Genomic DNA, 26351 nt, shown 5'->3' with positions numbered 1-26351 from the left:
TCCCCCACGCGGTCATCTGGCCCTTTGATCACAGCACGCTGCCCTTGCCGTCCGGCCCGCATGGATGCACGCCTCCCTTGCCGTCCAGCCCGCATTGATGCAAGCAGAAAGCCCGTGAACCCTGCCATCAGTTCTTCAATACCCCGTCCAACGCATGCAGCACGACATCCGTCGTGCTTCCCAAATTCAGCGCAAAGGCGGCGTACACCCCCGAGAGCACGACCAGCGCGCTGGCCCATGGTGTCCACCACGGCCATTGGCGCCCCACCCGATAGCGGCGCGATGCGATATTGGCGTCGGCGTCGGTCAGCGACTCCGGCGTTTCTCCGCGCAGCTCGCGCAAGGTGCGATGCAGCTTGACAAGAATGGTCTGCAACGCATCGTTCTGGTTGTGCTGCAAGCCGTACTTGCCCTTGAACCCGAGGCACAGGCACAGGTACTTGAATTCCAGGACGTCGCGGTATCGGGTGGGGTCCATCATCATGCGCGACAGCACCGTGAAGAACTTCTCGCCGCCCCAGGTCTCGCTATGGTTGACGCTCAGCAACGAGCGCTCGGCCCAGATCGAGTTGGCCCCCCACACCGTTCCCATCACCGCTTCATCGATGAACGTACACAGCGCATAGCGATACGCCAGTTGCGTTGCGCTGTCATAGCCGTGCTGGCGGATTTCTTCGTCCAGCACGGAAATCTGGTCCCGCACGGTGGCATACAGCTTGCCGATGGAGTCGTGATGGGTCATCTTGCGCACGCGGATCACCATGCCGAACAGCGGCAAGGCCGCGTCCACCAACGGGTTATAGCCATGGCCGCGAAGCTGGAACGCCAGGTCTTCGTCCGCATCCAGGTTTTGAATGGTGTTGAAGCCTATCTGTTCTTTGTCGTGGACGGCTGCCGTGACGCTCGTGCGCAGGAATTCGGCGTCGCCGCGCTCGGCGGTAGAGGTCGTGTTCATGTCATTGGCTCCTGATGGCCCACAGCTGCAACTCCAGCTCGGGGTAGTCGCCGGCGATATGCAGGCCGAAGCCCGCCGTATCCCGAAGCATCTGCCACGAAGGATGGCTGCGGTCGAACTGGAAATAGGTAAAGCCGGCATGGAACGGCAAATGGCGCGGCGCGACCGGCAGCGGTTGCAGCGGGATGCCGGGCAGTTGCAGGCTGACGAGTTCGCCCAGCTTTTCCATCGAGGCCACCTTCGCCTGCTGCATGAACTGCTGGCGCAAGCGGTCCAGCGGCATGCGGGCGCGCACGGCCAGCACGAAATCGGCATCTGCGTACAGGCTGCGGTCGTGCACCGCGGCGGTCAATACGCCGTACTGCTGGCGCTCGATCGGCAGCGACACGGCGCGCGGCTGCAACACGGTGCTGAGCGTACGCCGCAACGTGTCCTCAAGCATGCGGAACGATTGCCGGGGATCGTCGTGCCGGTAGGCCGGATATTCTTGCGGCAACCGGCCTTCGTCCGTGAACGTGACCAATTCGCCGCAGGCCTGGCTGAACGCGATGTAGAGCTGCTCGGGGTGCAGATGGCGCAGGCGCGACAAGTGCAGAAACCACGGATGCAGCCGGTTCAACGCCAACAGCAGATTGAAGTCGGTGACGTCCGCCACGCCGGCCTGCCCCGGCGAGCCAATGCGTTCGGCGATGTTCTTCGCGCGCTCGCGCATCAGGCCAGCGATTTCCCCCAAGTAGCGTTTCAGCGGCGGGATCGCATTGATGGACATGCCCGTGGGGTAGAACGCATCGTCCAGCAGCAAGCTGCCGTCTGGACGGCGATCCAGCAGCCGGCACAACGCCACGCCGGTAAATGCGCTGCGGTCTTCTCGTTCGAGCGTCAGCTGCAAGTTCGGGGCGGCCACATCCATCGACACGTAATCGCCTTCGTGGCTATGCGTGTCGCGCACCTCTTCGCTACGCGTCACGTAGCGCGCGTTGGCGTAGGTGTCTGGCCATTGCACTTCCAGCACGCCATCCGAGCGCAGCGGCAAGGTCAGGTAGACGGTCTGGTTGACGGACGAGGTATCGGTTACCGCCAGCGGCGTGGGCGGCGGCTGATCGTTCGGGATGTCGAATACCGTGCCATCGGGCATGACGCCGCGCGCGCGCACGATGGCGATCTTGCCAAAGCTCAGGTATTCCTGGTTCAGCTCCAGCTCGCTCAAGCCATAAAGATGCTCGCTGACGCCCGCGATGCGTTGGTTGGCATGGTGTTCAAGCGCGCGGGTCTGCTGCTGGAAATGCTGGGGCTTGACGAACAGCCCTTCGCTCCAGATAACGGGATTGCGGGAAGTCATGGTTGGGATCTCGGTTGCGGCGGACGGTAGCTTTCATCGGTGATGGCCACGCGGTTGCCATGCAGCGTCATCAGCAAGGCGTAGCGCCGGCCCGTGGGCTCCAGCCGGAATGCATGCTTCCAGACCGCGCCATTCGGATCGTGAAAGTCGGCGATGATCGCCACATAGCGCGTGGCGGGTTCGATCCGGACAAAGTCGATGAACTTGAACTGGCCGGGTTGCAGCACGTAATCGTCTTCAACCACATAGGTGCTGCCCAGCGCTTTCTTCAAGTCCCGGGCCAATTGGTCCGGATCGGTGTTCAGCAGCAAGGAATCGTCTTTCAGTTGAAGCACCTTGAACGCAATCGGCGTCGGCGCGCCGCGCGGCGCGGGCGTGGGTTCCATGGTGGGCAAGCTATGCGCGCGGCTGTACTGCCCCAAGCCCAGCCCGCCGGCCTCGCTGGACTCGCCTGCCCCGCTAGACTTGCCTGCCCCGCTAAGATCGCCGGACGCGCTGGGCATCTCCAACCCGCCCTGCCCGCCCTGCCTTTCTGACCCGCCCTGTCTTTCTGACCCGCCCAGCCTTGCTGACCCGCCCGTCCCTTGCGGACCCCGCCCGGCCAATCCGCCCAGCGGCAGCGGCACACCGGAAAACCCCTGTTCGATCACCTGCTTGCCCGAGCCAAACTGCCGGCCCGGCACGAAGTGCTCTGACACGCCTATCGCCAGCAACAGGTCCAGCTTCGCCACGGCATCCGCCGCGCCCGGTTCTGCGGCGGCTTTACCCGGCATGCGCTGGATCGTCGATGGGCCCGTGTCCACCCGCCGCAACGGATGCAGCGAGGGCCGGCCCTCTTCCAGTTCGTCCAGCAAGCCGCGCAGATGCTCGATCAGCTCTTCGCGATTCCCGCTATTGAGCTTGACCTCGTAAGGCCCCGCTTCCCGGTTGGACGGCGCCGCAGCGGATTCGGGTTCTTCATCGGGCATGCTGGCCGGGTTGGGATTGACGTCTGCCGCCGCGTACAGGCTGAGCCCGATCAACGACAGCTGTTCGTCGGGTGGCCCGATCGGGATGGACGGGTCCATCAGCACCCTCCCTGTCTTCGTCACCACATCGGCAACCGTGCCACACGCCGCCAGCAGCGTGGTCGCCAGCAAGGCAGGAACCATCCGCTTCATTCGGCCTCCACCCGCAACGCCCGGTCGTAGGCTTGTTCGAACACTTCCCAGAACAGCTTCTCGAACCCGCGTTGACGTGCTGACGCCAACTCGTCGTAGTAATGCGTGTACATGCCCCATGCCCAGTCGTCGGCGGCGGGCGCATCTTGATCAGGGCGGTAGCGGCGAAAGCGCTGCATCAGCACCGACGGCGCAAAGGCTCGCAACAGCGCTTGAAGACCCGCTTCGATCGCCTGGGTCACCGCGTCGTGATGCGTGCGCAACTGCGCCAGGCTTTCGTCGACCGCATCTTTAGGAGACAGGTGCACGACGCTGCGATTGGCGGCGAACATCGCCCGCACGGTGTCGGCGTAGCTCTGGCCCAGCCGTAGCGGATTGTCTTCAATCGGCTGCAAGCTGCGTCCCAGCAATTTGCGAGGCGCAGCCGCACCTGCCTGGTCCGCATACAACTCGGCGATGCCCTTGATGGCCGCATTCAGCGCCTGACCGGCTTCCAACAACAGCGTCTGCCCCGCTTGCGGGTCAAGCGGCCCCAATGGAACGTCCAGGCCTTGCATCAAGGCATCCACAGCGTCGGTCGGGTCTGCCGCCATGGCCTGCCGGTTACGCAGTCGATAGGGCGACCCAGTGCGGGTTCCGCTGTGGGCATCGGGCCGGTCATGTGATGTCGGCATACGGGGATCTCCAGGAAATGGCAGGGGCGTTCCGGTCACGGCTTCAAACCGGGTCGAGGCAAGATCAGCCTGGGCAGGGGCCAGGGCGGCGCCGCGGCGCACATCCCAAGGGTCCATCACAACAGGGGGGAGTTCGCTTGTGCGCAAGGCCGCATCCAAGGCACGCAAGGGGTCGCTGTCCGCATGCGCGTCTTGCGCCGCGCTCAGCGCCAGATAGGTGGCGTCCACCGGGGCCTCCGCGTGTTCGGTTTCAAAGACATAGGCGCCGGACGGCAGGCCATCATGGCCGTCCGCCGCGTTGCTCAACAGTTCGCCCACCCCGTATTGCGCCAGATGCCGCCCCGGCTCCAACAGCTCTTGATGCGGATCGTGCAAATGCACGGCGACCCGGTAAGGGCCGATGTGCAAGACGTCGCCGTCCCGCAACTTCGCCATCACCTGCGCGCCCAGCGGCTGGTTGGCCTCGTTGACGCGCGTTTTCCCGCTGCGGTCGACGATGCAGAACGCGGCGTCTTCGTAGATGATTTCGCAGTGGATGCGCTCGATGCGGCCCGCTGGGTCGGTCAGCGCCCAATCGGCGCCCTCGCCGCCGATGGTTCCGCCCACGGCGTCAAAGCCGTGCCGGGGCGTGCTGCCATGTTGCAGATGTTCGGGGTTGGTGACGACAAGCGCCAGCCGGCTCGGAAGCAATTCGGGTTTCATAGACGGGCCTTTATGCGTACGATGAACGGCCGGCGTGCCGCCGTGTGCTGGACGAAGCTGGTCCAGCCCAGATGCGCGCCGGTGTCGCGCCCCAGATTGAACGGCGGCACCTGGTCATGCCGTAAGCCCAGCTCAAGGTCATAGGCCGCCGGGTCGCGCAGCAGAAAATCGATCAGCTTGCGCAAGCGTTCGAAGTTCTCGCCGCTGGGCAGAAATTCCCGGAAGCGGGATTGATCCAGGTTGGGAATCACAATCGAAAATTTGCTGTAGCGCGTGCGGACGCGGCCGCCGATGACAAAGCTGTCGCCCAGCACCCCATTGCGCCGCCCCAGCCCCACGCGCTGCGGCTCGGCCACATGCATGTAGCGCAGCTCGAACTCGCGCACTTGCACCTGCGGCAGGTCAAAGCAGTGCGACACAATGCCCGCCACCACCTGCGGTGAACGGCTCCGGCTGGCGATCACGCCCGCGTAACTGAGCAGGCGGCTCCAGGGGATAGGCGTCACGCCGCGCAGCTCAACATCCCCCAAGCCCACCATGGCGAACACATAGCGCGAGAAGCGGTCGTGCGCTTCCCGGCGAAATCGCACGTAGTAGCGGTATTTGCGCCAGGCTTGATGCAACAGCGTGAGCAGGCGATGGTTGAAAAAATCCAGGAACGCCGGGCGGATACCGACGCCTTGGCCGTATTCGTAGGCGAGCCGGTCCAGGTAGTAGCCCGGCAGGGGCGAGTCCGGGCCATGCATGCCGAAGAACGTGGCCTGCACGTGATAATCGCTGCGGGCGCCTTCCGGCATGCGTTCGGCGAAAGCCACGTCCGATGCCGGAAAGCCCAGCCCCGCGTAGCTGCTCAGACGGACACGCTGGCGCTCGGGCTCGTGGGTGTCCCGGGATTCCAGGTCATCTTCGTGCAGGCCGTGCAGTTGCTCGAGCAACCGGAAGAAGTCATGGTTCTTTGCACTGGCCAGCAGAAGGTCCGCTAGATCAGCGGTTGTTTTCCGGTCTGCAATGGCCATTCGTAGTGCTCGTTATTGCCGGTGTTGGTCGCTTCCAGCAGGTGAAAGGAATTGATGCTTGCGTACAGCGCGAAGAAATGGCTCAGCACCGTGCCGAACAGATACAGATCGCCTTCACACAGGAACGCCGCGGGGTCCAGCTTCAAACGCGTTTTCAGCCCGCGAATGGGCAGGCCCTTCATCAACAGGTCCGCCGGCTGCGTGACGGCGTCGCCAATGCCGTCCAGACGCTTGCTGCCGGCGCGCGCGTGTTGAATGTCGTGCAGGGCGGCAAAGTCGTAAGCGCGCAGCACGGCCTTCAAGGGTTCGGTCGACAGCAACGACAGGTAGTTCAGCGACAAGTTCGAGATCAGTGTCCATTGCAGCGCGCCGTCCAGCACGGGCCGGTAAGACGGGGTTGGACGCGTAATGTTGGTGTACGTCGCGAAGGTAGGCGTCGTCTGCGTCTGCACACAGATGTCGCCCACGCCGAGCGCCAGCGGCAAATCGCGGTTGGTGCAGGTCAGCGCCAGCGACACGGTTTCGTCTTCGTCGATGTAGTCGGTTTCATCGCCCCGGATGAATGCAATCCGGTGCACAACGCCTTCCTCGTTCGCCGCATTCTCGATCCGGCTGCGGTAGTACAGCGCGCTGCGTCCCTGCGCATGTTCGATCTCGTGTTGCAGGGATTCAAAGGGATGAAACGTGCGCAGAAAGCGTCCGCGTTGTCCGTCCGCCACCCGCTGCCAGCCGGTGACTTCATCAATGCTGAAGATTTCACACGCGCCGGGGTCTTGCCCGCCTGGCATCAGCCGCTGATCCACCGCGCGCCCGTTCAGGTTGATGGGTTCGGCGTCTTGCTCGAACAGGTTGACGGCGGGCGCGCAATACAAGGACAAATCGCTTGGGCGCAGCCGGATGTCCACGGGCATCGGGCGGTTGAAATGGAATTCGAAGCGCACCCGCTGCGTGGTGCCTTCGGGCCAAAGCGCCCGCAGGCCAGCCAAGCTGAAGAACAGAAAGCGCCGCGGGAAGATGAAATATTCCTGAAGAATCCGATAGCCGTCGAACACGTTCTTCGGGTAGGGCAACAACGATTCATCAGGCGAGAAGCCAGGAAACGTCACCTGCCGGGCGGACAGCGTGCGCATGTGGCCGCCAATTTCAAGCCGAATGTCGCCCAGATAGCGCGACAGCCACAGGTACATCGTCAATGCGGTGGTGTCGTCGCCGCTCAGGTGGAAATCGAGCTTGTCGCAGTCAAACGTATCAATGGCGTTGCCGGCAATGGGCGCAAGGTCCACGCGCAAGATGGACTTCTCGCGCGTGTGGGCATCGCTGACGTCAACGATATGAAGCGGATAAATCACCACATCCGTGCTGATGCGGAACTGGCATCGGGTGCCGTCCACGGGGCGCGACAACACGCGCGTGCCCTTCGGGATGACTTGACGCGTCGTGATGGCGCGTTCCACCGGGTCGAACCGCATGATCGTCGCGCTGGGCAAGGGCCTTAAGTAGTTGGGCCACAGCAGCTGCAATAACGAATGGGTAAGTTCGGGCAGGTCGTCTTCGATCTTCAAGCGCAGCTTGGCCGTCAGAAACGCAAACCCTTCCAGCAGCCGTTCGACATCCGGGTCAGCCGCCTCGTCCCCCAGGAATTGCGACAGCTGCGGGTTATCGCGCGCGAATTCGCGTCCGAGCCTGCGCAGATAGTCGATCTCCTCGCGGAATTTTCCTCGCAACGGCATATCTTTCCGCCTCCGTGGCACCCCGGGGATCAAACGATCCGCGTGTAGCCGTCCTGATGGTGAATCACCAGATCGATCTCCACCTGCTCTTCTTTATTGAAGATAGGCACCAGACAATCCAGCCTGAAATTCAGGCTGAGCGGCTGGGCAGGATCGGGCCGCGACCGCACGCTCAACACCCGGACCCGGGGTTCGTAAGCCGCGACCGAGGCCCGGATGTCCTGGCTGACCTGCAACAGCAAGTCGGCGCTGCCCATCGACGCGTCGTTGAAGTCCTGCAAGCCCAGCCCGGGGCTGCTCATTGAGCAGCCCCGGCGGCTATTGAGGATGCGTTCCAGATGCCGCTTGATGGCAAGGACGCGCTCGGCGGCCAGCTCTTGCCGGGAGCGGCTGCGCCGAGGCGGGGCGTCGGGCGCCAGCCGTTCAAACAAACTGCCCTGCCCCCGCGACCTCGGCATGCCGGGCGCCTCCTTATTCCTTGTCCAAACGGCCGACCAGCGACAGTTCGAAGTTGGCGCCCATGTACTTGAAGTGCGGACGCACGGCGAGCGACACCTGATACCAGCCGGGGTTACCGCTGACGTCCTGCACCTGCACCTTCGCGGCGCGCAACGGGCGGCGGCTGCGCACATCCGCCGACGGGCTTTCCTGATCCGCGATGTACTGCTTGAGCCACGTGTTCAATTCGCGTTCGAGATCCTGGCGTTCCTTCCAGCTGCCAATTTGCTCGCGCTGCAGCACCTTGATGTAGTGCGCCAGACGGTTGACGATGAACATGTAGGGCAACTGCGTACCCAGCTTGAAGTTCGTTTGCGCGGCCTGACCTTCCGGCGTCTTCTGGAACAGCTTGGGCTTTTGCACCGAGTTCGCCGAGAAGAATGCAGCGTTGTCGCTGTCTTTGCGCATCGTCAGCGCAATGAACCCTTCTTCGGCCAGCTCGAATTCCTTGCGGTCGGACACCAGCACTTCAGTGGGAATCTTCGCTTGCAGCTGACCCAGCGACTCGTACAGGTGAACCGGCAGATCGTCCACCGCGCCGCCAGACAGCGGGCCGATGATGTTGGGGCACCAGCGGTACTTGGCGAAGCTGTCGGTGATGCGGCTGGCGAGCAGGTACGACGTATTGCCCCACAGGTAGTTGTCGTGCTCACCGTCGATGGTTTCGCGGTAGACGAAACTGCTGGTGGGATTTTCCAGCGGATCGTAGGGTTGCCGCAGCAGGAAGCGCGGCATCGTCAGGCCCAGATAGCGCGCGTCTTCGGACTCGCGCAAGCCGCGCCATTTCGTAAAGCGCGGGCCTTCGAAGATGTCGCGCACTTCCTTCAGGTTGGGCAGTTCCTGAAAGCCATCGATGTTCAGGAACTCTGCGCCCGCCGCGCCCAGGAACGGCGCATGCGACATGGCGCCCACGGACGCCACATAGCTCAGCAGCTTGATGTCGGGCGACGACGGGCCGAACGTGTAGTTGCTGACGATGCTGGCCACCGGCTCGCCGCCGAATTGGCCATACCCCGCCGTGTAGACGTGCTTGTACAGACCGCTGCGCGTGATGTCGCCCGCGCTTTCGAAGTCTTCCAGCATCTCTTCTTTCGTGACGTGAAGGATTTCGATCTTGATGTTTTCGCGGAAGTCGGTGCGGTCAACCAGCAGCTTCAGCCCGCGCCATGCTGATTCCAGCGCTTGCAACGGCGGCTGGTGCAAGATGGCGTCCATCTGCAAGCCAAGCTTGCGGTCGATCTGCGCGATCATCTGGTCCACCAGCTGCTTGTTGACGGGCTGCTCGCGTTCCTGCGTTTTCAGTATTTCTGAAATGAACGCCGCGACGCCGCGTTCGGCAACGGCATAGCCTTCGTGGCTGGGTTCGATGCGCGTTTGGGCCATGATCTGGTCCAACAGGCCGATCGTCTGGCTTTCATCTAGCTTGGCGGCAGCTTGAGCCTTCATGCTCATATCCTTGTTTTGCGGGTTGGCATTGCAGCGAAACGGCGGGCTCAGGCGGCCGGCCTTTCCAGGACCAGATTCAGCTCCTTGGCCAGCGCGGTGCGCGCCTTGTCATCGGCCAGCAAGGTCTGAAGCTGCTTGCGAAACGCCGGCACGTTGCCCAGCGGGCCTTTCAGCGCCACCAGCGCTTCACGCAATTCCAGCAGCTTGTTCAACTCCGGCACCTGCCGCGCAATGGCGTCGGGCGAAAAGTCACGCATGCGTTTGAAGTCCAGCGACACGTTCAAGGTGTCGTCTTCCTGGCCGGCTTCTCCTAGCCGCGACGGCACCTGCATCGTCAAGGCGATGCCAGCTTCGGCGATGACATCGTCGAAGTTGTCTTTATCGATGCGTACGGCCGGGCGCTCTTCAAGCGGCGTTTCTTCGCCATGCCCTTTGAAGTCGCCCGTGATCAGCAATTTCAGGGGAAGCTCGATCTCGGCCTGCTGGTCGCCCGTGGCGGGCACGTACTTGATGTTGATCCGTTCCGGCGGGGCGACGGACACCATTTTCTTCGCCATGAAAAGCTCCTGTGGAGAGTTTGCGAAGCCGTTTTGGGGCGGCCTCGAACCCGTGGACTGATGCTAAGAGGGCCGAAGGTTGAGTCGCAATAGGACGACTACTAAATGTGCGTAAGCCCCTGCGCCAAGTGAGACGTCTTTGACACGGTGCACGCGTTTCGGGCGCGGTTTCATAGTCCTCCTATGGAATTAATTCGAGTGGCGTGGTCTCGTTGTGGATTCAGCGAACGCGTGCGACCCAATGATCAGAATTGACCTCTCCGCCCTGATCCAGCGCTTGAACCCGATCAGCCGCCAGGCCCTGGAAGAAGCCGCCAGCCTGTGCATCAGCCAGCATTGCGCCGAGATCACCGTGGCGCACGTGCTGTTCAAACTGATCGGCCAGCCCTTGTCGGATATGCGCGTGCTGATCAAGCACGCTGACCTTGACCCCGATTCAGTTCGGCAGGCGCTGGCCAATGACAGCCCTTATCGCAGTGACACGCCGGGCCAATACCCGACGTTCTCGCCGCTGCTGATCGAATGGCTGCAAGAAGCCTGGCTGCTGGCGTCACTGGAACTTGGCCACACACAGTTGCGCGGCGGCAGCCTGATGCTGGCCGCGCTGCTCAATCCGGGGCGCTATCTGCCCCTATCTGCGATTACGCTGTTCGAGCACGTCAACCGCGAGACCTTGCGCAAACAGTTCACCAGCCTGTTTGAACACTCCTGCGAAGCCCCCTCGGGCGACGCCGCGGCAGGCGCCGGCGCGGTCAATTCGGCTTCGGTGTCATCGGACGGCGCGCTGGCGAAGTTTGGCCACGACTTCACCGCCCAGGCGCGTGCGGGCAAGATCGATCCCGTGCTGTGCCGCGACGCCGAGATCGACCAGATGATCGACATCCTGTCACGCCGCCGCAAAAACAACCCCATCGTGGTGGGCGACGCGGGCGTGGGCAAGAGCGCCTTGGTCGAGGGCCTGGCGTTGCGCGTCGTGCAAGAACGTGTGCCGGCGCCTTTGCGTCACGTGTCGCTGTGGGGGCTGGACCTGGGCGCGTTGCAGGCGGGCGCGTCGGTCAAGGGCGAATTCGAAAAGCGCTTGAAGGCCGTGCTTGACGAGGTCAAGGCATCGGCCCAGCGCATCATCCTGTTCATCGACGAAGTGCATACGCTGATCGGCGCGGGCAACGCCGCCGGCGGCAGCGACGCCGCCAACCTGCTAAAGCCGGCGCTTGCGCGCGGCGAATTGCGCACCATCGCCGCCACCACCTGGACCGAATACAAAAAATACGTCGAGAAAGACCCGGCGCTGACGCGACGATTCCAGCTGGTGAAGCTGGACGAGCCCAGCCAGGAACAGGCGGTTCACATCTTGCGTGGCTTGCGCCGCCTTTACGAACAGGCCCATCGTGTCTACATCGGCGACGACGCCTTGCAGGCGGCCGTGGCGTTGTCGGCGCGCTACCTGTCGGGGCGGCAATTGCCCGACAAGGCCATTGATGTGCTGGACACCGCCAGCGCCCGCGTGGCGACGGCGCTGGCGGAGCCTCCGCGCCGGCTCACGGCGATGGAGCACGAACAATTGCAAATCGCGGCCGAACTCCAGCAGTTGCATCGCGATGCTCGCGCCGGCCGCGACGCCGCGCCACGCCGTCTGGCCGAACTCGAGGCCGACGCCGCCGCGCTTGCGGGCCGCATCACGCAGCTGCAACAGGCATGGGAACAGCAGAAGGCGCTGGTCGATGACATCTTGCGCTTGCGCGGCGCGCTGGATGACGATGACCCGGATTCGCCGGCCCACCCTGCCTCCGGTGAATTGCGTCTACAGGTGGCGGCGCTGAAGGCGGTTCAACGCGACGGCGCGTTATTGCATGCTGATGTCGGCCACGCGCAGATCGCCCAGGTCATCTCCGACTGGACCGGCATTCCCGCCACCACGCTCAATCGTGGCCAGATGGAGCGTCTGGCCCGCTTGCCTGCCGTCCTGGGTGAACGCATCAAGGGGCAGGACGGCGCCATCGATCGCGTGCACAAGCATCTGCTGACGGCCATGGCCGACTTGCGCCGACCCGGCACGCCGCTGGGCGCATTTCTGCTCGTGGGGCCTAGCGGGGTTGGCAAGACCGAAACCGCGTTGGCGGTGGCCGACGAACTATTCGGCGGCAGGCAGTTCCTGACCACGATCAACATGTCCGAATTCCAGGAGCGGCATACGGTGTCGCGCCTGCTGGGCGCGCCGCCCGGCTATGTCGGATATGGCGAAGGCGGCGTACTCACCGAGGCGATTCGCCGGCAGCCCTATTCGGTGGTGTTGCTGGACGAAGTCGAGAAGGCGCACCCCGAAGTCATGAGCCTGTTCTACCAGGCATTCGACAAGGGCGAACTGGCTGACGGCGAAGGGCGTCAGATTGATTGCAAGAATGTGCTGTTCTTCCTGACCTCCAACCTCGGGTTCGACCAACAAGACGGCGATCTGGCCGACTTGTCCGAAGACGCGCTGCGCGCGCGGCTGGCCGCCTTCTTCAAGCCGGCATTGCTTGCGCGCATGCAGGTGGTGCCTTACCGCTATCTGGACGAAAGTGTGCTGGATCAAATCATCCAAAGCCGGCTGGAACGTTTGCGCGCTCAGTTCTCCACGCGCTACAACGCCGCGCTGCATCTGAGCGCCAGCGCGCGCGATGAGCTGCGCAGCCGCTGCGCGCGCCACGAGAACGGCGCGCGTCTGCTGGACGCCACCCTCGACGGCGAACTCTTGCCGCCGCTTTCTCTGGCGGTGCTGCAACGGATGGCCGCCGGGCGCTCTTTTGACAGCGCCCGGCTGGAATGGTCGCGAGGCGGTTTCGCCGCCACGCTGGATTGAAGGGCCGCCATGGATGCGCAACGCGTGGCGGATTTCGCCCGGGACATGGCCATGGCGACGCGTGTGGACGCGCTGTCGCGCGTATTCCTCGACGCGTGCCTGAACGTGGCGGGCATGGCCGGCGCATGCCTGTATGCCCGTGACGCCACAGGAGACCGGCTGTTTCCGCTTGCGCAGGCGGGGTCGGCGGCCAATCCCCTTCCCGACATCAGCATGGATGCTCTTGACGACCCCCTGGTCTACGCCTTGACCAGCGCCAAGCCTTGTCTGATCGATCAGATGTCCGCACTGGTGGATGTGGGCGCAGGCTTTGAACGGCTGCGCGACGAACTGGGTGCGCAACTTGGGTTGTTGGCCATACCGCAGCGCGACGAGCGCCGCCAGCCCTTGACCGTGCTTGCGCTGGCCGGGCCACCCGCGGTGCTGTCGGCGTGGCGCGATGACCCGCTCTGGCGCGCCCTGCTTGCGGCCCACGAATCCCTTTACGCGCGTCTGCATCGGCAGGTGAATGCGGCCGATGACGCGCGCTACCAACGCAGCCAGCACGTGGAGCCTGCCGTCGAACAAGGCCGGATGCGCGCGGCGCGCCTGCTGGCGGCCGAGTTCATCGGCGTAAGCCCTGCGGCCCGGCGCATGCGCGAAGACATGCTGCGCTTTGCGGATTCCGCGTTGGCCGTCTTGCTGACCGGCGAAACCGGCACGGGCAAAGACCATGCCGCGTGGCTGATTCATCAAGCCTCGCCGCGCCGAGGCAAGTTCGTGCCGGTCAATTGCGCCGCCATCCCGAAAGAACTGATTGAAGCGGAGCTGTTCGGCAACGTCCGCGGCGCGTTTACGGGCGCCATGCAGGCCAGGTCCGGACTGGTTGCCGAAGCCGATGGCGGCACGCTGTTCCTGGACGAAATCGGCGACATGCCCTTGGCGCTGCAAGGCACGCTGCTGCGCCTGTTGAACGAAAAGAAATATCGGCCGCTTCTGAGTTCCGACTTTCGCCTGATCTGCGCCACCCATCAGCCGCTACCCCAACGCGTGCGCGATGGGCTTTTTCGCGAAGACCTGTACTTCCGCATCCGGCAACTGACGCTGGCGCTGCCCGCACTGCGCGACCGCCCCGAGGACATTCCCGCGCTGGCCTTTCATACGGTGTTGCAGCACAACCGTGAACGCCAGACCCGCGTCGCCGGCATCACGCCAGAAGCGCTGGCGATGTTGGCGACGCAGGCCTTGCCCGGCAATGTCCGGCAGTTGCGCAGCATGGTGCTTGTGGCGGCTGAACGCACCCCGCCCGGGCAAGCGATCAGCGCCGGCATCCTGGACTTGTCGCAGCCGGACCTGGACGCCCCGCCTCTTGCCGACGCGGGCAGCGCCATGCTGCACGGGCTGCTGCATACCGACAACCTGCCCCAGGCGCTGGACACCTTTCAAAGCCTGGTAATCAAAACCCGGCTGCGCCAAGTCAATGGATCTCGCAGCCGCGCCGCGCAGAGCCTGGGTATCCCCAAACGTACGTTGGCACGCCGCTGCCAAGCCTGGAATCTGGACCGGGAGGACCACCCCTTATGAAGCGTTTCACCCTTTTGCCGCTGTTGTTGCTGACGCCGTTGTTGCTGGCGCCGTCGGCCAGCCACGCGGTGTCCGTGTCCGGCCCCGACGCCGCCGCCTGCACGCAAATCATCTCGGCCATTGAAAGACTGGCCTGCTTTGACGCGCAGGCGGGCACCCCACCCCGTCCGGTTGAGCGCACGGAACGCACGGGGTCAATCGACCCCGCGCCGATGGGCCTGCCGGGCCTATTGCCCGATGAGCCGGCGCTGGCCCTCGACATCGCACCGCCCGTCACCGCCGACCAGCCACCGCCCAATTTGCCCGCTCCCAACCTGGGGACCACCCCGGGGACCACGCTGGCGTCCGATCTTGTCCGCATGAACGAAGCCTCGCGCCAGGCCGGCGACACCGAATTTCTGCTGTCTCACACGCTGGACCAGCAGGCGGGGCAACACCGGGTCATGATCTCCGCACCCGCGCAAGCCGCCGGCCCGCCCACGTATCTGGCGATCAGTTGCCTGTCCAATATCTCGCGCCTGCAACTGGTGGCCGAGCAGCCGATCGAACGCGATCAAATCAGCATCCGTCTTCACATCGATGAACGCCCGCTGTCCGCCGCCCGGCGATGGCGCGTGCTGGATGAAGGCAACGTCGTGGATGCCGGCCGCGGCCTGGTGGCCATTGAACAGTTGCGCCCCTTTGTGGCCGGCGCGCAGTTGCGGGTGGAAAGCGACTACGCCCCCTTGAACGGCCTGACGTTCAACGCCACCGGTTTGCAGGCCCTGCTGGCCCGCCAGCGCGAGGCATGTCACTGGTGACGGACTACGCCCCTCTAGCAATCGACGCGTTGCTGGCCCCGTTGGACGCGCGCCATCCGGCGGGCCACTTTGATCCCGAAGATGAAACTTTTCAGGCGATCGACCACGAAATGATCAAGCTGGGCGGCTTGCAGGAAGCCCGGCTGGACTGGCTGTACGTCGATGAAGCGTCGCGCCAATACCTGAGCACGCAATGCAAGCATTTCCGCATCGCCGGCCATTTGATATCCGCGCGGCTGAAAGCCCCCTCCTGGCCACGCTGGGCCGAGGCCGCGGAGGTATTGGCGGGCATGGTCGAACACTTCTGGGAGACCGGGCACCCCAAGCCCGGCCCCACCGGCTACCTGGGCAAGCGCCGGCTGGTCGCCGTGCAGGCGGAGCGTCTGCGCAGCGCGTTGGACGCCTTGCCCGCCGCCGGTTTCAGCAAGGCGGATCATGCCCGCGCGCAGCAAGCGCTGGACCGCCTGCAAGCCTGCGCCGTTGCCGCCCAACTGGATCAAGCGCAACTGACCGGGCTGGAAGCGCACTTCTCGCGCCGCGTTGAACAAACCCGGTTTCCGGAAAGCCCGCCGCCCGCCCGAAGCGCTGGCCAACAAGGCGGGCAGGCCATCACCGAAGCGTTCTTCAACACGGACAACACCCGCTTGAAGCCGGGTGACGAACGCGAGAACCGGCGGTCGCTGCTGGGGGTGGCCGACTTCGTCAACCAGCAGGATGCGTACGACCCCACCGGCTACCAGTTGCGCCGCTTCGCGCTGTGGGCGCATCTGCATGCCGCGCCGCCCACGCGGCATGGCATGCGCACGGAACTCATGGCGGTGCCTGCCGACATCGCGGACGGCTACAGCGAGGCATTGGCCGGCAATGCCGTCAATCCGGCGTTGTTGCAGCGCGTGGAGAAAAGCGTTGTCGCCTCGCCTTATTGGATACGCGGCAGCTTTCTGGCGGCAGGCATGGCGGCGCGGCTGGAAATGAAAGATGTGGCGACGGCGATCCGGCTGGCCACGGAACGCTTCGTGCGCCGCATCCCTTCGCTGGTCGATCTGAGCTTTAACGACGGCCGCCCCTTTGTGGACAGCGAGACGCTGGCCTGGCTAAGCGGTGCTGACGCCGACGGCGCGGCCAGCGGCCCCTTGCAGGAATTCGGCGCGTTGCGCGAAGAGCTGGTCGCGCAGCTGGACACCGAAGGCGTGGAAACCGTGCTGCGCCGCTTGCAGGACATGCAGGGCCATTCCGAATCGCCGCGCCAGCGCTCATACGCCGCCGTCATCGCGGCTGATCTGCTGGCCGCGCGCGGCCTGTCCTGGCTGGCGGACACGCTCTACGCAAACGTCGGCACCACCCTGCACACGCTGCCCGCCCACGAATGGGAGCCCGAGTTGTCCGAACAGTTGAACAAATACCTGCCCGCGCGCCCGGCCGCCCAGGCGGACCGCAAGAGCTAAGGAAGGAGTCTCCCGATGAAGAATGTGTGGTCGTATCTCAAGCGCTACGGTCTGCCGGTAGCCAGCCATTTCAAGAGCGCGATGCCCGCGCTGGCCGCGTTGGCGATCCTTTTCGTACTGGTCGGCATCTGGTGGCTAGGCCCGCACTGGACGTGGCGCAACCACCAGCCCTTGGCGGATCTGTCCATGCGCGTGCTGTGCACGCTCGTCGTTCTGATGCTGCCGGTGCTGGCCTGGGTCTGGACGCTACGCCGCCGCAACCACCGCCTGGAAGCCGAACGCGGCGCGGCCGAGCAGCGCGAAGAAGATCCGGTGCTGCGCTTTGTGCAGGCGCAGGACCGCGCGCTGGATCAGAGCCTGCATGTGTTGCGCAGTCACTTGAAGGGCCGCAACGCCTTGTACCAACTGCCGTGGTATTTGGTGCTGGGCCAGGAAAATATCGGCAAGACGAGTTTCATCAACCGCTCCAGCCAAAGCTTCTCGCTCAGCAACGAGGTTAAGGCTGGGGCCAGGCGCGCGTTTACCGACCCGGACTTGGCTTACGACATCGACTGGTGGATGGGCGACGAGGCCGTGCTGATCGATCCGCCAGGCGAATTGATCAGCCAGATCGAAACCGCGTCTGCACCTGAGCCGCAGGCCCAAACCGCAGCCGGGCCTGAGTCCGGCCCAGGCTCGAACGCCGCGGCCGATCCGGTTCGCGGTGCGCCGCCAGATTCCACCGCTGACGCCGCCGGCCCCGCCCGCCCCGCCTCGCGGGTGGCGCTGCCCATCGGCGCGCACGCGCGCCTGTGGCTCGGTCTGGTCGATTGGCTGGGCCGCAACCGTAGCCGCCGCCCGCTCAATGGCGTGGTGTTGATGGTGGATCTGGTGACGCTGCTGAACCAGAAGGCCAGCGACCGCAAGGCGTTGGCGATTCTGCTGCGCACGCGCTTGTCCGAGCTCAGCCGCCATCTGGGGACGCGCCCGCCGCTGTACGTGGTGCTGAGCAAATTCGATCTGCTCAATGGCTTCGAGCCTTTCTTCGCGCGGCTGCCGCGCGCCGTGCGCGAAGATATTTTCGGCTTTACCTTTACGTTGGATTCCGTCCATGACTACGATGCCTGGCTTGATGAGCTGGCCGGACGCTATGACGGCTTCATCCAGCATCTGAATGAACAGATCTTCGACGCCATGCCGGAGGCGGCCAACATGCAAGCCCGCGAAGCCCTGTTCTCTTTGGTGCGGCAGCTGGCGGGCATGCGGCCGGTGCTGTTGGGGTTTCTGGAAGACGTGCTGGGCAGCGACCGCTACATCACGCCCGCCTTGCCGCGCGGCGTGTATTTTTCGTCCGTGTATCAGCAGGGCTTGTTGTGCGACGCCTTCATCAGCGCGGCGTCGGCTTCCTACAGCCTGACCCCGCCCGCCACCAACGTAAAGCCCAGTGGCCGCTCGGTCGTGTACTTCGCGCAGCAGGTGTTCCAGCGCGTCATCTACCCCGAGGCCGGCTTGGCCGGCGACAACCTGAAGGTCATGGCCGACAAACGCCGCACGCTGGTGGTGGGCTTTGGCGTCGCGGCCTTGGGCAGCCTGTTGCTGGCAGGCGGCTGGTATCACTACCACGGCGTGAACCGGCAAATGGCGATGGCGGTGCTGGACAAGAGCCGCGAATTCAGCACGCACAAAATCGACAGCGGCAGCGACCCGACGGGGCGCAACCTGCTCGAGCCGCTGGATCAGATACGCAGCGCGGTCGCCGTGGTGGGAGACTACCGTCAGGCGTGGCCGCTGGTATCCGAGCTGGGCCTGTACCAAGGCCGCAAGATCGGCCCCAAGGTTGACGAGGCCTATCTGCAGCTGCTGTCCAAGCGCTTTCTGCCCGAACTGGCCAGCGGTGTCATGAACGCCATCAACAGTGCGCCCTCGGGCAGTAATCAGCAGTTGGCGGCGCTGCGCGTCTACCGCATGATCGAAGATCGCCACAACCGCCGTTCGCCCATCGTGGAAGACTGGATGACGCAGCAATGGCAAGCCGCGTTTCCCGGTGAAGGCGCCGTGCAAAACGGCTTGCGCCGCCATCTGGACTACGCCTTGGCGTACGCGGATGCGGTCTTGCCGCAGCATCGCGCACGCGTCGAGGAAGTGCAGCAGCGCCTGCGTCAAATCCCCATGCCGCAGCGTGTCTACATGACCATGCGCGAACAAGCCGGGAAAATGCTGCACACGCCGCTGGACTTGCGCAATGAAGTCGGCCCCGCCTTCGACATCGTCTACAAGGCGGCCGCGCCCCAGCCCGCCCAGACCGATCCCGCCACACGCATCGACCCGCTGCTGACGGCCACGGGCTATCACAACTACTTCGCGGCGCACGGCAAAGACTTCACCGACCTTGCCCTGATCGACCGCTGGACGCTGGGCGAACGCCAACGCATTGATTATTCAGAAGCCGACAAACAGGTGCTGGCCGAACGCGTGCGCGCGCTTTACAGCAGCGATTACATCAACTCGTGGCAGCGCAGCTTGAACCATCTGGAAGTGGTGGACTTTGACGATCTGGGCCAGGCGGTGGATGTGCTGGGCAGCGTGACGAGCCCCGCGGCGCCGTTGCGCCGGCTGGTGGAAACCGTGCGCGACAACACCGTGCTGAATCCGCCACTGCCTGCGGTCGCCACGGCGGGCGAACCTGCCGATCGGGGCGTGGCTGCCGGCGCGGCGGCGTCGATGTCCGCCGCCGGGTCGACATCCACGGCAGCGGGATCGGCGACGGCAGCGGCAACAGGCGCCAACGTGCCGCAGGTGGCCGCCATTGCGCGCCCGTTTGCGCCGCTGTCTGAACTATTGGTGGCCAAGGGCGACAAGCCTTCCTATCTGGACGAAAGCATGGCCGCCGTGGCGCGCGTGCACGAAACCATGAAGCGTGTGCACGACAGCCCCGAACCGGGCAAGGCGGCGCTGGCGGTGGTGCTGGATCGCTTCGCGCTGAAGGGCGACGACCCCATCGCCAACCTGCAACGCGTGGCGGCAGGGCTGCCGGAACCGTTGAACCGGCAGGTCAAGAAGCTGGCCGACGAGTCGTCGCAAGTGCTGTTGATCGAAGCGTTGAAAGAGCTTGAGCGGCGCTGGGAAACCGACGTGTACCGCTACTACCACGAGCGCCTGGCCAGCCGCTATCCGTTCAACCCGGCCAGCCGCGTCGATGCGTCATTGGAAGATTTCACTGCACTCTTCGGACCGCAGGGCCGGCTGGCGCAGTTCCACGAGCAATATCTGAAGCGGTTCTTTGACGAGAACCTTGAAGCGCTGTATTCGGAGCGGCGCGGTGGCTACCTGGTGCGTATGGATGTGCTGACGCAGCTGGAAGCCGCCGACCGCATCCGAGACGCCTTCTTCAACAGCCGCGGCGCGCTGGGCGTGCAGTTCAGCATCACGCCGCTGGGGCTAACCTCTAGCCGGCGCAGCAGCGTGCTAAGCGTCGAAGGCCAGCTGATTGCCTATCGCCACGGCGCCAGCAACAGCGTCGGCCTGATCTGGCCCAACAACCTGGGCGACTCCACCGAAAGCCGAATCACGCTGGTAGGTGCAACCGGCACCAGCAGCGGTCTGGCGTACCGGGGGTCGTGGTCGATGTTTCGCCTGTTGAGTCAGGCGCGGCTGGAAAGCGCGACGGCCAACAGCGTTGATTTGAGTTTTTCGGCCAATGACGGCGCGATGCGCTACCGGATCACCGCCGAAAAATCCAACAACCCGTTCACGCAGGCCAGCTTCGACGGCTTCGCGTTGCCACGCACGTTACTGGCCGAGGCTTCCGTGGCCGCGCCGGCTTCGCCGCCGCTTGAGCCCGGCCTGCCAAAGGCCGCGCCGCGCGGCGCTCCGAAGCCAACTCCCATCACCGGCACCCGCTCAGGCCCGCGCGCGGCGCCGCCCAAGGGGCCGATGAAATCGCCCCCGAAGGCCGATGCCGGGCCAGCCCGAAGGGGTATCGAAATGGCGGCGCGATAAGTGCTTTCGGGTGGCCGTTGAATGCGCGCCGCGCCGCGGGAGACTGCCAACAGCGCGGCCGCTTATTGCTGGCGGCGCTGCTCCAGTTCTTTCAGGCATTGCGCCACGCCCGCCTGCATCTGCGCATTCGACACGGCCGCGCGGTCAGACACCTCGCGGCAGCGCACATACTGCGCCTGGCTTTCCGCCGAGTCCCGGATCACCGCAGGCGGGGCCTGTTCCGGCGTGACGGTCATGCGCAAAGTCGACGGCGGCGATTGGCTGCCGTCCTTGGACGGCATACTGGGAAACTGCATTTCCTGTGACGCTGGGGCGGCCGGAGCGTACTGGGCTTGCGCGGCGCCAGCGACGCCAGCGGTGCACACGGCGGCAAGCAGGAAGGCGGTGATGGGGTGTTTCTTCATGGCAACCTCTCTTCGATGAACAAGCGCGCGGAGCCGGGGATGCGGGGGTCCGCCCTTTTGCGGGGTCCGCCCTTTCGCGGGGGTCAGCCCTTGCGCGGGGTCCGCCCTTTCGCGGGGGTCAGCCCTTGCGCGGGGTCCGCCCTGGCGTTGGGTCCGCCCTGGCCTGGGGTCCACCCTGGCGCGCCGGCCTATCGTAGCGCCGGGCACTGGTCAAAATGCGGCAGCACCTTCCAGAGTTGTTTCCCTAGGTTTCGAAGCGGGCTGCAATGGCCAGACGCCGCCGTCCATCCATCGCATGCAAAACGCCGCCGGACATGCATCGCCGGCAATGCCCAAGCCGGCTTACCCGCGCGGCGAAGCGGGCCGGGATTTGCGCAGCGGCGCCAGCAGCGACGACAAGCCGTTGTGGTCCAGTTCATGCATCAAGGCCAGCAAGCGGCCCAGTTCCCCGGGCGGAAACCCCTTGCGAGCAAACCACGCCAGATACGGACCCGGCAGATCGGCGATCAGGCGCCCCTTGTACTTGCCGAAAGGCATGTCGCGGGTCACCAGCAAATTCAACAGTTCAGGGTCCATAGGGTCGGCAATGGCAGGCGGGCGGTCGGTCGGGCGGTCGGTCGAGCGGTCAAGCAGTCGGGCAGTCGAGCGGGCAGTCGGCGCGCGCGAACCTGGCTGGAAAGACGCCAAGCGTAGCGCACTTCCGCTTTACATCCCGTTTCAGCATGGGCCCGTTACTGTCCGTATCGTGAACCCGTTTATCCACAGGAGCTCGCCATGATGAAAACCACCCTGACCTGCACCCTGAGCCTTGCCTTGCTTGCTGGCTGCGCCCCGTCGAAAAGTCCGAATGCCCGCGATACGCCGGCGGACAATCACACGGCGCGCAACGCGCTGGACTGGCCGGGCAGCTATGACGGCACGCTGCCTTGCGCGGACTGCCCGGGCATCAAGACCCGGTTGACCTTGTTCAAGGGCGACCGCTACGAACGCCAGACCCAATACCTGGACCGCGAGCCGCAGCCGGAAATCGTGACCGGCACGTTCAACTGGGAGTCCGATGGCAGCACGATACGCCTGGACGCCGCAGGCGACAGCCAGCGCTACTTCGTGGGTGAGAACCAGGTCACGATGCTGTATCGCGATGGCACGCGCCCGACCGGCCCGCTCGCCCCCCACTACGTGCTGCGCCGCGCGCAATAGCAAACTTTCAGCGCGATGTGAGCGCAAGCCGGACATCGCGCAACGCCCACGCTTCCGGCTATTCTTCTGCAATCGCCTACGCCTGGCGCGCTGCCCCCACCCCAAGGAAGCCATGAAGACCGACCACGAGCTGCTCTCCGCCTTCGCCCCCACCGGCGCGCTGCGCGCGTCCATCAACCTGGGCAACCCCATCCTGGCCAACACCGACCCCGCCACCGGCAAACCCGGCGGCGTATCGGTGGACCTGGCCACGGAACTTGCGCGGCGCCTGGACGTGAAACTGGAACTCGTGGTGTTCAAGTCCGCCGGCGAATCCGTCAACGCGGTGGCCGCCGAACAGGCGGACGTGGGCTTCTTCGCCATTGACCCGCTGCGCGGCGAGCAGATCGCCTTCACCGCGCCCTACGTAGTGATCGAAGGCGCGTACCTGGTGCGTCAGGATTCGCCCATCACCGCCATGGATCAGGTGGACACCCAAGGCCAGCGCGTCGTCGTCGGCAAGGGCAGCGCCTATGACCTTTACCTGACGCGCGAACTCAAGCAAGCCGAGATCTTCCGCGCCCCGACGTCTCCCGCCGTCGTGGACACGTTCATGCAGGAAAACATGGAAGTGGCCGCTGGCGTGAAGCAGCAGCTGGAAGCGGATGCAAAGCGTCTGGGCGGGCTGCGTTTGCTGGACGGCCACTTCATGCTGATCCGCCAGGCCATGGGGGTGCCCAAGAGCCGTGGCGACAAGGCCAGCGCGTATCTGGCCGCCTATGTGGAAGCGATGAAGAAGTCGGGATTTGTGGCCGAAGCGCTGACGCGCCACAAGATCCAGGGCGCGGCGGTTGCGCCGCTGGAAGCGTCAACAAACATTTAAACGCCGCGCTGTTTCAACGCCGGGCTCTTGCGCAATCGCGCCGCCGCGAACTCGATGAAAGATTTCACGCGCGCCGGGGCCTTGCCGCCGCCCACATAGACCAGATGCACGGGTACCAGTGCAGGTTCATAGTCGGTCAGCACCGTCTGCAACCGCCCTTGCGCAAGCAGATCTTGCACCTGATACGACAGCGCCCGAATCAAGCCGTGTCCGGCCAGCGCCGCCTCAATCGCCACTTCCTGCGAATTCACGGTCAAGCGGATGTCGGGTTGCGGCGGCTGGTATGTGCGCGCGCCCTTGGGCGCGGGAAACAGCCATTGGGCCATGCGCACGTCGTACGCCATCGCCACGGCGCGGTGCGTGGACAGGTCATTGAGCGTGCGCGGCTCGCCGTGCCTGGCCAGATAGTCTGGCGAGGCCACCACCAAATGCCTGAGCGCGCCGACGTGCACGGCAGTCAGGCCGGAGTCTGACAGGTGGCCAATGCGCACCGCCACGTCGATCTCGTCGGCAACCAGATTAAGCACCTGATACGTGAATAACGCCCGCACGCGCATGGTCGGATAGGCCGCAAGGTAGTCGAGCAGCAGCGGCGCCACGTGCAGGCGGCCGAACGAAACAGGTGCGGTGATGGAAATTTCGCCTTCGGGCAGCGCTTGCGCGGTGCGCGCCGTCGTTTCGGCCTGGCCGATCAGGGCCAGAATGCGCCGGGCGTCGTCGGTGAAGCGTAGGCCGGCCTCGGTCAGGCGGACTTTGCGGGTGGTGCGTTCAATCAGGCGCACGCCCAGTTGACGTTCCAGGCCGGCGATGCTGCGTGTGACCGCCGGCGCGGAAATCGCCAATTGCCGGGCCGCCTGCGCGAACCCGCCGGCATCGGCCACTGCCACCACGACCCGCAGCTGTTGAATGTCCGTCATTGCAGAATGCGTAATTCTGAAATACCGCCGGCAGGGATCGCCACGGAAGACGGCCTTCGGAATAATGGCTGCGAAGGCAATCTGATTCTATCTCTATCAGGCGCGGCCGCAACCCTCTGGCCCGCGCGCCCAGGAGGATGTCATGAAAGTGATCAACCTGACCGAAGGCATGCGTTTTGGCATCGGGGTAGACGGTCTGACCGAAGAGGCCCGCGCCACCGCCATCGATTTTGACGCCGTTGTGCAGGGCAGCGATGGCCAGGGCGGGCAGTTCGTCACATCAGATGTGCGCATCATTGAATCGCAAGAATCGCTGATGGAATCGATGAACCTGTCGGTCGCGGCTAGCGTGCATTACCTGCCGGTGGGCGAGGCCAACGCCAAGTTCTCGTTGGCGCAGCAGCATTCGGTGAATCACTATTCCCTCTACATCCTGTTTTCAGCTAGCGTGCGTAATGCGCCGCGCCATATGGCGGGCGCGCGCCTGACGCCGGCCGCCGCACAGGCCTATCGCAACGACCCGGAAGCATTCCGTCTGACGTACGGAGACTATTTCATTGACGAGGTGTACAGCGGCGGCGACTTCTACGGCGTGTTCGTGTTCGAGACCTTCGATGAAACCAGCCGCTCGGCGCTGAAGACATCGCTGGACATGTCGATTGGCAATTTCATGGCCGGCGGCGACATCAATATCGCGTTCCAGAACACCATCGAAGAAGCCAAGAAGCGGTCGTCGATGCAGATACGCGTGGTCATGGCGGGTGGGTCGGGCCAGGAAAACCCGACCAACATGCAGGAGCTGAAAGAGCTGTACCGAAACTTCAACAAGGCGGTCAGGGATGATCCGGTGGATTTCAAAGGCACGCTTAAAGAGTTCCGCTATCTGCCCATGCCGGCCGGGCCAAGCTGGGCCGAACGCGCGGTGCGCGACGACACCATCAAGGAATGCGGCAAGCGCATCGTCGAGGGCATCGCGCTGCGCTCGCATCTTGATTTCATCTTGCGTTACCCGGAACAGTTCGAGACGCCAGACATTGAAAAACTGAAAGCGGCGTACCGCGACGTGGACGCGCTGCTGCCCAAGCTGGCTGCCCGGGCGGGCGAGTGTTCGCGGGATCTGTCCCATTGCACGCTGGAAGGCACGCAGCCCGTCAGGGTTGAACTGCCCAAGCGCAAGGAAGATGCGGGCGACCCGCTACAGGTGAAGTGGCGGGATATTCTTGACCACGACGAACGGGCGGCGCCCTGGGTGCCAGAGGCCAACCTGGCAACGCCCATCACCAAGTACGCCCGGGGACCGCGTGGGGGCAGGTACAAGCTGTTTGCCAACGCTAACGGGCCGACGGGCGGCATATTCTGGCACCCCGACCTGGGCGCGCATGTCGTGTACGGCGCGATATTCCAGGAATACCTCAAGCGCGGGCATTGCGATGGTCCGCTGGGATACCCCCGCACCGACGAGGCGACCATCCAAGGCATGCGGGCGGATGGGCTGGACCGGATCAGCATCTTTGAACGCGGGCAACTGTGGTGGGACCAGCAGACGGGCAAAGTGTCTGACCAACGGCCGCCCAGCCAGATCATCCTGCGATTCGATCTGGAAAACGCCGGGGTGAAGATGAACGATGTACTGAAAAACCCCGGACGCATCGCGGCCCATCAGCTTGTTGCGCGTAGCGCGATCCGCCCGCGCTAGCGGTGGCATCGCCATCATTGGACGCCTTACCTCTGCCGGCGGCGCCGGCGAATTCAGGGAGCCTCCCATGGCCAACTGGAATCAATCGTTGTATGTGCTGTCGGGCTACCGATCCGGTGAGTCCGATTTCGGGGCATGCCTGGCGCGCGCGCCGGCCAGGGATCAGCAAGCGGTGGCCGCGCTGGTGCAGCGCGTGAGCACGGCCATGCAACATCCAGGCGCGACGGCGGTCCTTGTGGTGACCGCGCACTCGGATCGTCAGGATCGCCAGGACATGTCGCCGGACCAACGGCGCCAGAGCGAACTCGACGCGTCGATGCAACGGGTCGTCAGCGCGGGCCAATGGCTCGCCGACCAATTGACGGCCTTGGTGGGGCCGCCGGACGCCAGCGCAACCTGGCCGCGCATCCTGACCATCAGGAATGCTCAAGGGGCTGCGCTGCTGATCAACAAGACGCCGGCCAACGAAGCGCAGCGGGCGGAGAACCGCCGTGTGGAATTGCAGGTGTATGCGTCCGGCATGCCGGCATTTGCGTTGGATTTCGAGACCTTGCCGAATTAGGCGTCATT

Annotated in this window: 21 protein-coding genes; 9 read left to right on the top strand and 12 right to left on the bottom strand. The window is 64.5% G+C overall.

The features are described from left to right. Positions 1-127: 127 nt before the first annotated feature. From icmH to tssB, 9 genes are read right to left on the bottom strand one after another with little or no spacing between them, the layout of a single operon-like run. On the bottom strand, positions 128-955 hold the full coding sequence (icmH, locus tag ACFZAI_RS12455; protein WP_391567162.1) for a type IVB secretion system protein IcmH/DotU: 828 nt from the start codon (positions 953-955) through the stop codon (positions 128-130). 1 nt (position 956) lies between these two features. Further along, positions 957-2294, bottom strand: a complete 1338-nt coding sequence (gene tssK / locus ACFZAI_RS12450) for a type VI secretion system baseplate subunit TssK (RefSeq protein WP_391567161.1) — start codon at positions 2292-2294, stop codon at positions 957-959. Beyond that, a complete protein-coding gene (gene tssJ, locus ACFZAI_RS12445) occupies positions 2291-3454 on the bottom strand; it encodes a type VI secretion system lipoprotein TssJ (RefSeq protein ID WP_391567160.1) in 1164 nt (387 codons plus the stop codon). The genes tssK and tssJ overlap by 4 nt, the downstream gene beginning before the upstream one ends. After that, on the bottom strand, positions 3451-4830 hold the full coding sequence (gene tagH, locus ACFZAI_RS12440; protein ID WP_391567159.1) for a type VI secretion system-associated FHA domain protein TagH: 1380 nt from the start codon (positions 4828-4830) through the stop codon (positions 3451-3453). The genes tssJ and tagH overlap by 4 nt, the downstream gene beginning before the upstream one ends. Then, complete coding sequence (tssG, locus tag ACFZAI_RS12435; RefSeq protein WP_391567157.1) at positions 4827-5846, bottom strand: type VI secretion system baseplate subunit TssG; 1020 nt, start codon at positions 5844-5846, stop codon at positions 4827-4829. The genes tagH and tssG overlap by 4 nt, the downstream gene beginning before the upstream one ends. Continuing rightward, positions 5810-7576 carry a type VI secretion system baseplate subunit TssF gene (gene tssF, locus ACFZAI_RS12430; RefSeq protein WP_391567156.1) on the bottom strand — a complete coding sequence of 589 codons (1767 nt, stop codon included), beginning with the start codon at positions 7574-7576 and terminating at the stop codon, positions 5810-5812. Before tssF ends, tssG begins: the two co-directional genes overlap by 37 nt. A gap of 29 nt (positions 7577-7605) precedes the next feature. Further along, positions 7606-8034, bottom strand: a complete 429-nt coding sequence (tssE, locus tag ACFZAI_RS12425) for a type VI secretion system baseplate subunit TssE (RefSeq protein ID WP_391567155.1) — start codon at positions 8032-8034, stop codon at positions 7606-7608. A gap of 13 nt (positions 8035-8047) precedes the next feature. Beyond that, entirely contained in the window at positions 8048-9520 is a 1473-nt protein-coding gene (gene tssC, locus ACFZAI_RS12420) for a type VI secretion system contractile sheath large subunit (RefSeq protein WP_391567154.1), read from the bottom strand. 47 nt (positions 9521-9567) lie between these two features. Next, positions 9568-10077, bottom strand: coding sequence for a type VI secretion system contractile sheath small subunit (tssB, locus tag ACFZAI_RS12415; RefSeq protein WP_391567153.1), 510 nt, complete (start codon positions 10075-10077; stop codon positions 9568-9570). Positions 10078-10318: 241 nt separating this feature from the next. Between tssB and tssH the strand changes: the two genes are divergently transcribed. From tssH to tssM, 5 genes are read left to right on the top strand one after another with little or no spacing between them, the layout of a single operon-like run. Continuing rightward, entirely contained in the window at positions 10319-12916 is a 2598-nt protein-coding gene (tssH, locus tag ACFZAI_RS12410) for a type VI secretion system ATPase TssH (protein ID WP_391567152.1), read from the top strand. Positions 12917-12925: 9 nt separating this feature from the next. Continuing rightward, positions 12926-14479 (top strand): sigma 54-interacting transcriptional regulator, encoded by a 1554-nt coding sequence (locus ACFZAI_RS12405; protein ID WP_391567151.1) that lies wholly within the window; start codon positions 12926-12928, stop codon positions 14477-14479. Further along, positions 14476-15279 (top strand): type VI secretion system-associated protein TagO, encoded by an 804-nt coding sequence (locus ACFZAI_RS12400; RefSeq protein ID WP_391567150.1) that lies wholly within the window; start codon positions 14476-14478, stop codon positions 15277-15279. The genes ACFZAI_RS12405 and ACFZAI_RS12400 overlap by 4 nt, the downstream gene beginning before the upstream one ends. Next, a complete protein-coding gene (gene tssA, locus ACFZAI_RS12395; RefSeq protein WP_391567149.1) occupies positions 15267-16724 on the top strand; it encodes a type VI secretion system protein TssA in 1458 nt (485 codons plus the stop codon). Before ACFZAI_RS12400 ends, tssA begins: the two co-directional genes overlap by 13 nt. Before the next feature lie 15 nt (positions 16725-16739). Next, a complete protein-coding gene (gene tssM, locus ACFZAI_RS12390) occupies positions 16740-20702 on the top strand; it encodes a type VI secretion system membrane subunit TssM (protein ID WP_391567148.1) in 3963 nt (1320 codons plus the stop codon). A 62-nt stretch (positions 20703-20764) separates the two neighbouring features. Here tssM and ACFZAI_RS12385 read toward each other — a convergent pair whose 3' ends face one another. Continuing rightward, entirely contained in the window at positions 20765-21106 is a 342-nt protein-coding gene (locus ACFZAI_RS12385) for a hypothetical protein (protein ID WP_391567147.1), read from the bottom strand. 342 nt (positions 21107-21448) lie between these two features. Beyond that, positions 21449-21682: a DUF3820 family protein gene (locus tag ACFZAI_RS12380; RefSeq protein ID WP_054424837.1), complete on the bottom strand. Its 234-nt coding sequence runs from the start codon at positions 21680-21682 to the stop codon at positions 21449-21451. A 198-nt stretch (positions 21683-21880) separates the two neighbouring features. Between ACFZAI_RS12380 and ACFZAI_RS12375 the strand changes: the two genes are divergently transcribed. Next, positions 21881-22306: a copper resistance protein NlpE gene (locus ACFZAI_RS12375; RefSeq protein ID WP_391567146.1), complete on the top strand. Its 426-nt coding sequence runs from the start codon at positions 21881-21883 to the stop codon at positions 22304-22306. Positions 22307-22418: 112 nt separating this feature from the next. Further along, a complete protein-coding gene (locus ACFZAI_RS12370; protein WP_391567145.1) occupies positions 22419-23168 on the top strand; it encodes an ABC transporter substrate-binding protein in 750 nt (249 codons plus the stop codon). Here the strand turns inward: ACFZAI_RS12370 and ACFZAI_RS12365 are convergent. Beyond that, positions 23165-24085 (bottom strand): LysR family transcriptional regulator, encoded by a 921-nt coding sequence (locus ACFZAI_RS12365; protein WP_391567144.1) that lies wholly within the window; start codon positions 24083-24085, stop codon positions 23165-23167. The two genes, ACFZAI_RS12370 and ACFZAI_RS12365, sit on opposite strands and share 4 nt — an antisense overlap. A 142-nt stretch (positions 24086-24227) precedes the next feature. Between ACFZAI_RS12365 and ACFZAI_RS12360 the strand changes: the two genes are divergently transcribed. Beyond that, positions 24228-25781, top strand: coding sequence for an LGFP repeat-containing protein (locus ACFZAI_RS12360; RefSeq protein WP_391567143.1), 1554 nt, complete (start codon positions 24228-24230; stop codon positions 25779-25781). Between the two features lie 67 nt (positions 25782-25848). Further along, positions 25849-26343: a hypothetical protein gene (locus tag ACFZAI_RS12355; RefSeq protein WP_391567142.1), complete on the top strand. Its 495-nt coding sequence runs from the start codon at positions 25849-25851 to the stop codon at positions 26341-26343. The last annotated feature ends 8 nt before the right edge of the window (positions 26344-26351 follow it).

The sequence above is a fragment of the Achromobacter sp. NPDC008082 genome, from assembly GCF_042957345.1.
GTDB classification, from domain to species: domain Bacteria; phylum Pseudomonadota; class Gammaproteobacteria; order Burkholderiales; family Burkholderiaceae_B; genus Achromobacter; species Achromobacter kerstersii_A.
The sequence above is the reverse complement of the archived record's forward strand: the minus strand, read 5'-3'. Positions and strand labels throughout refer to the sequence as shown.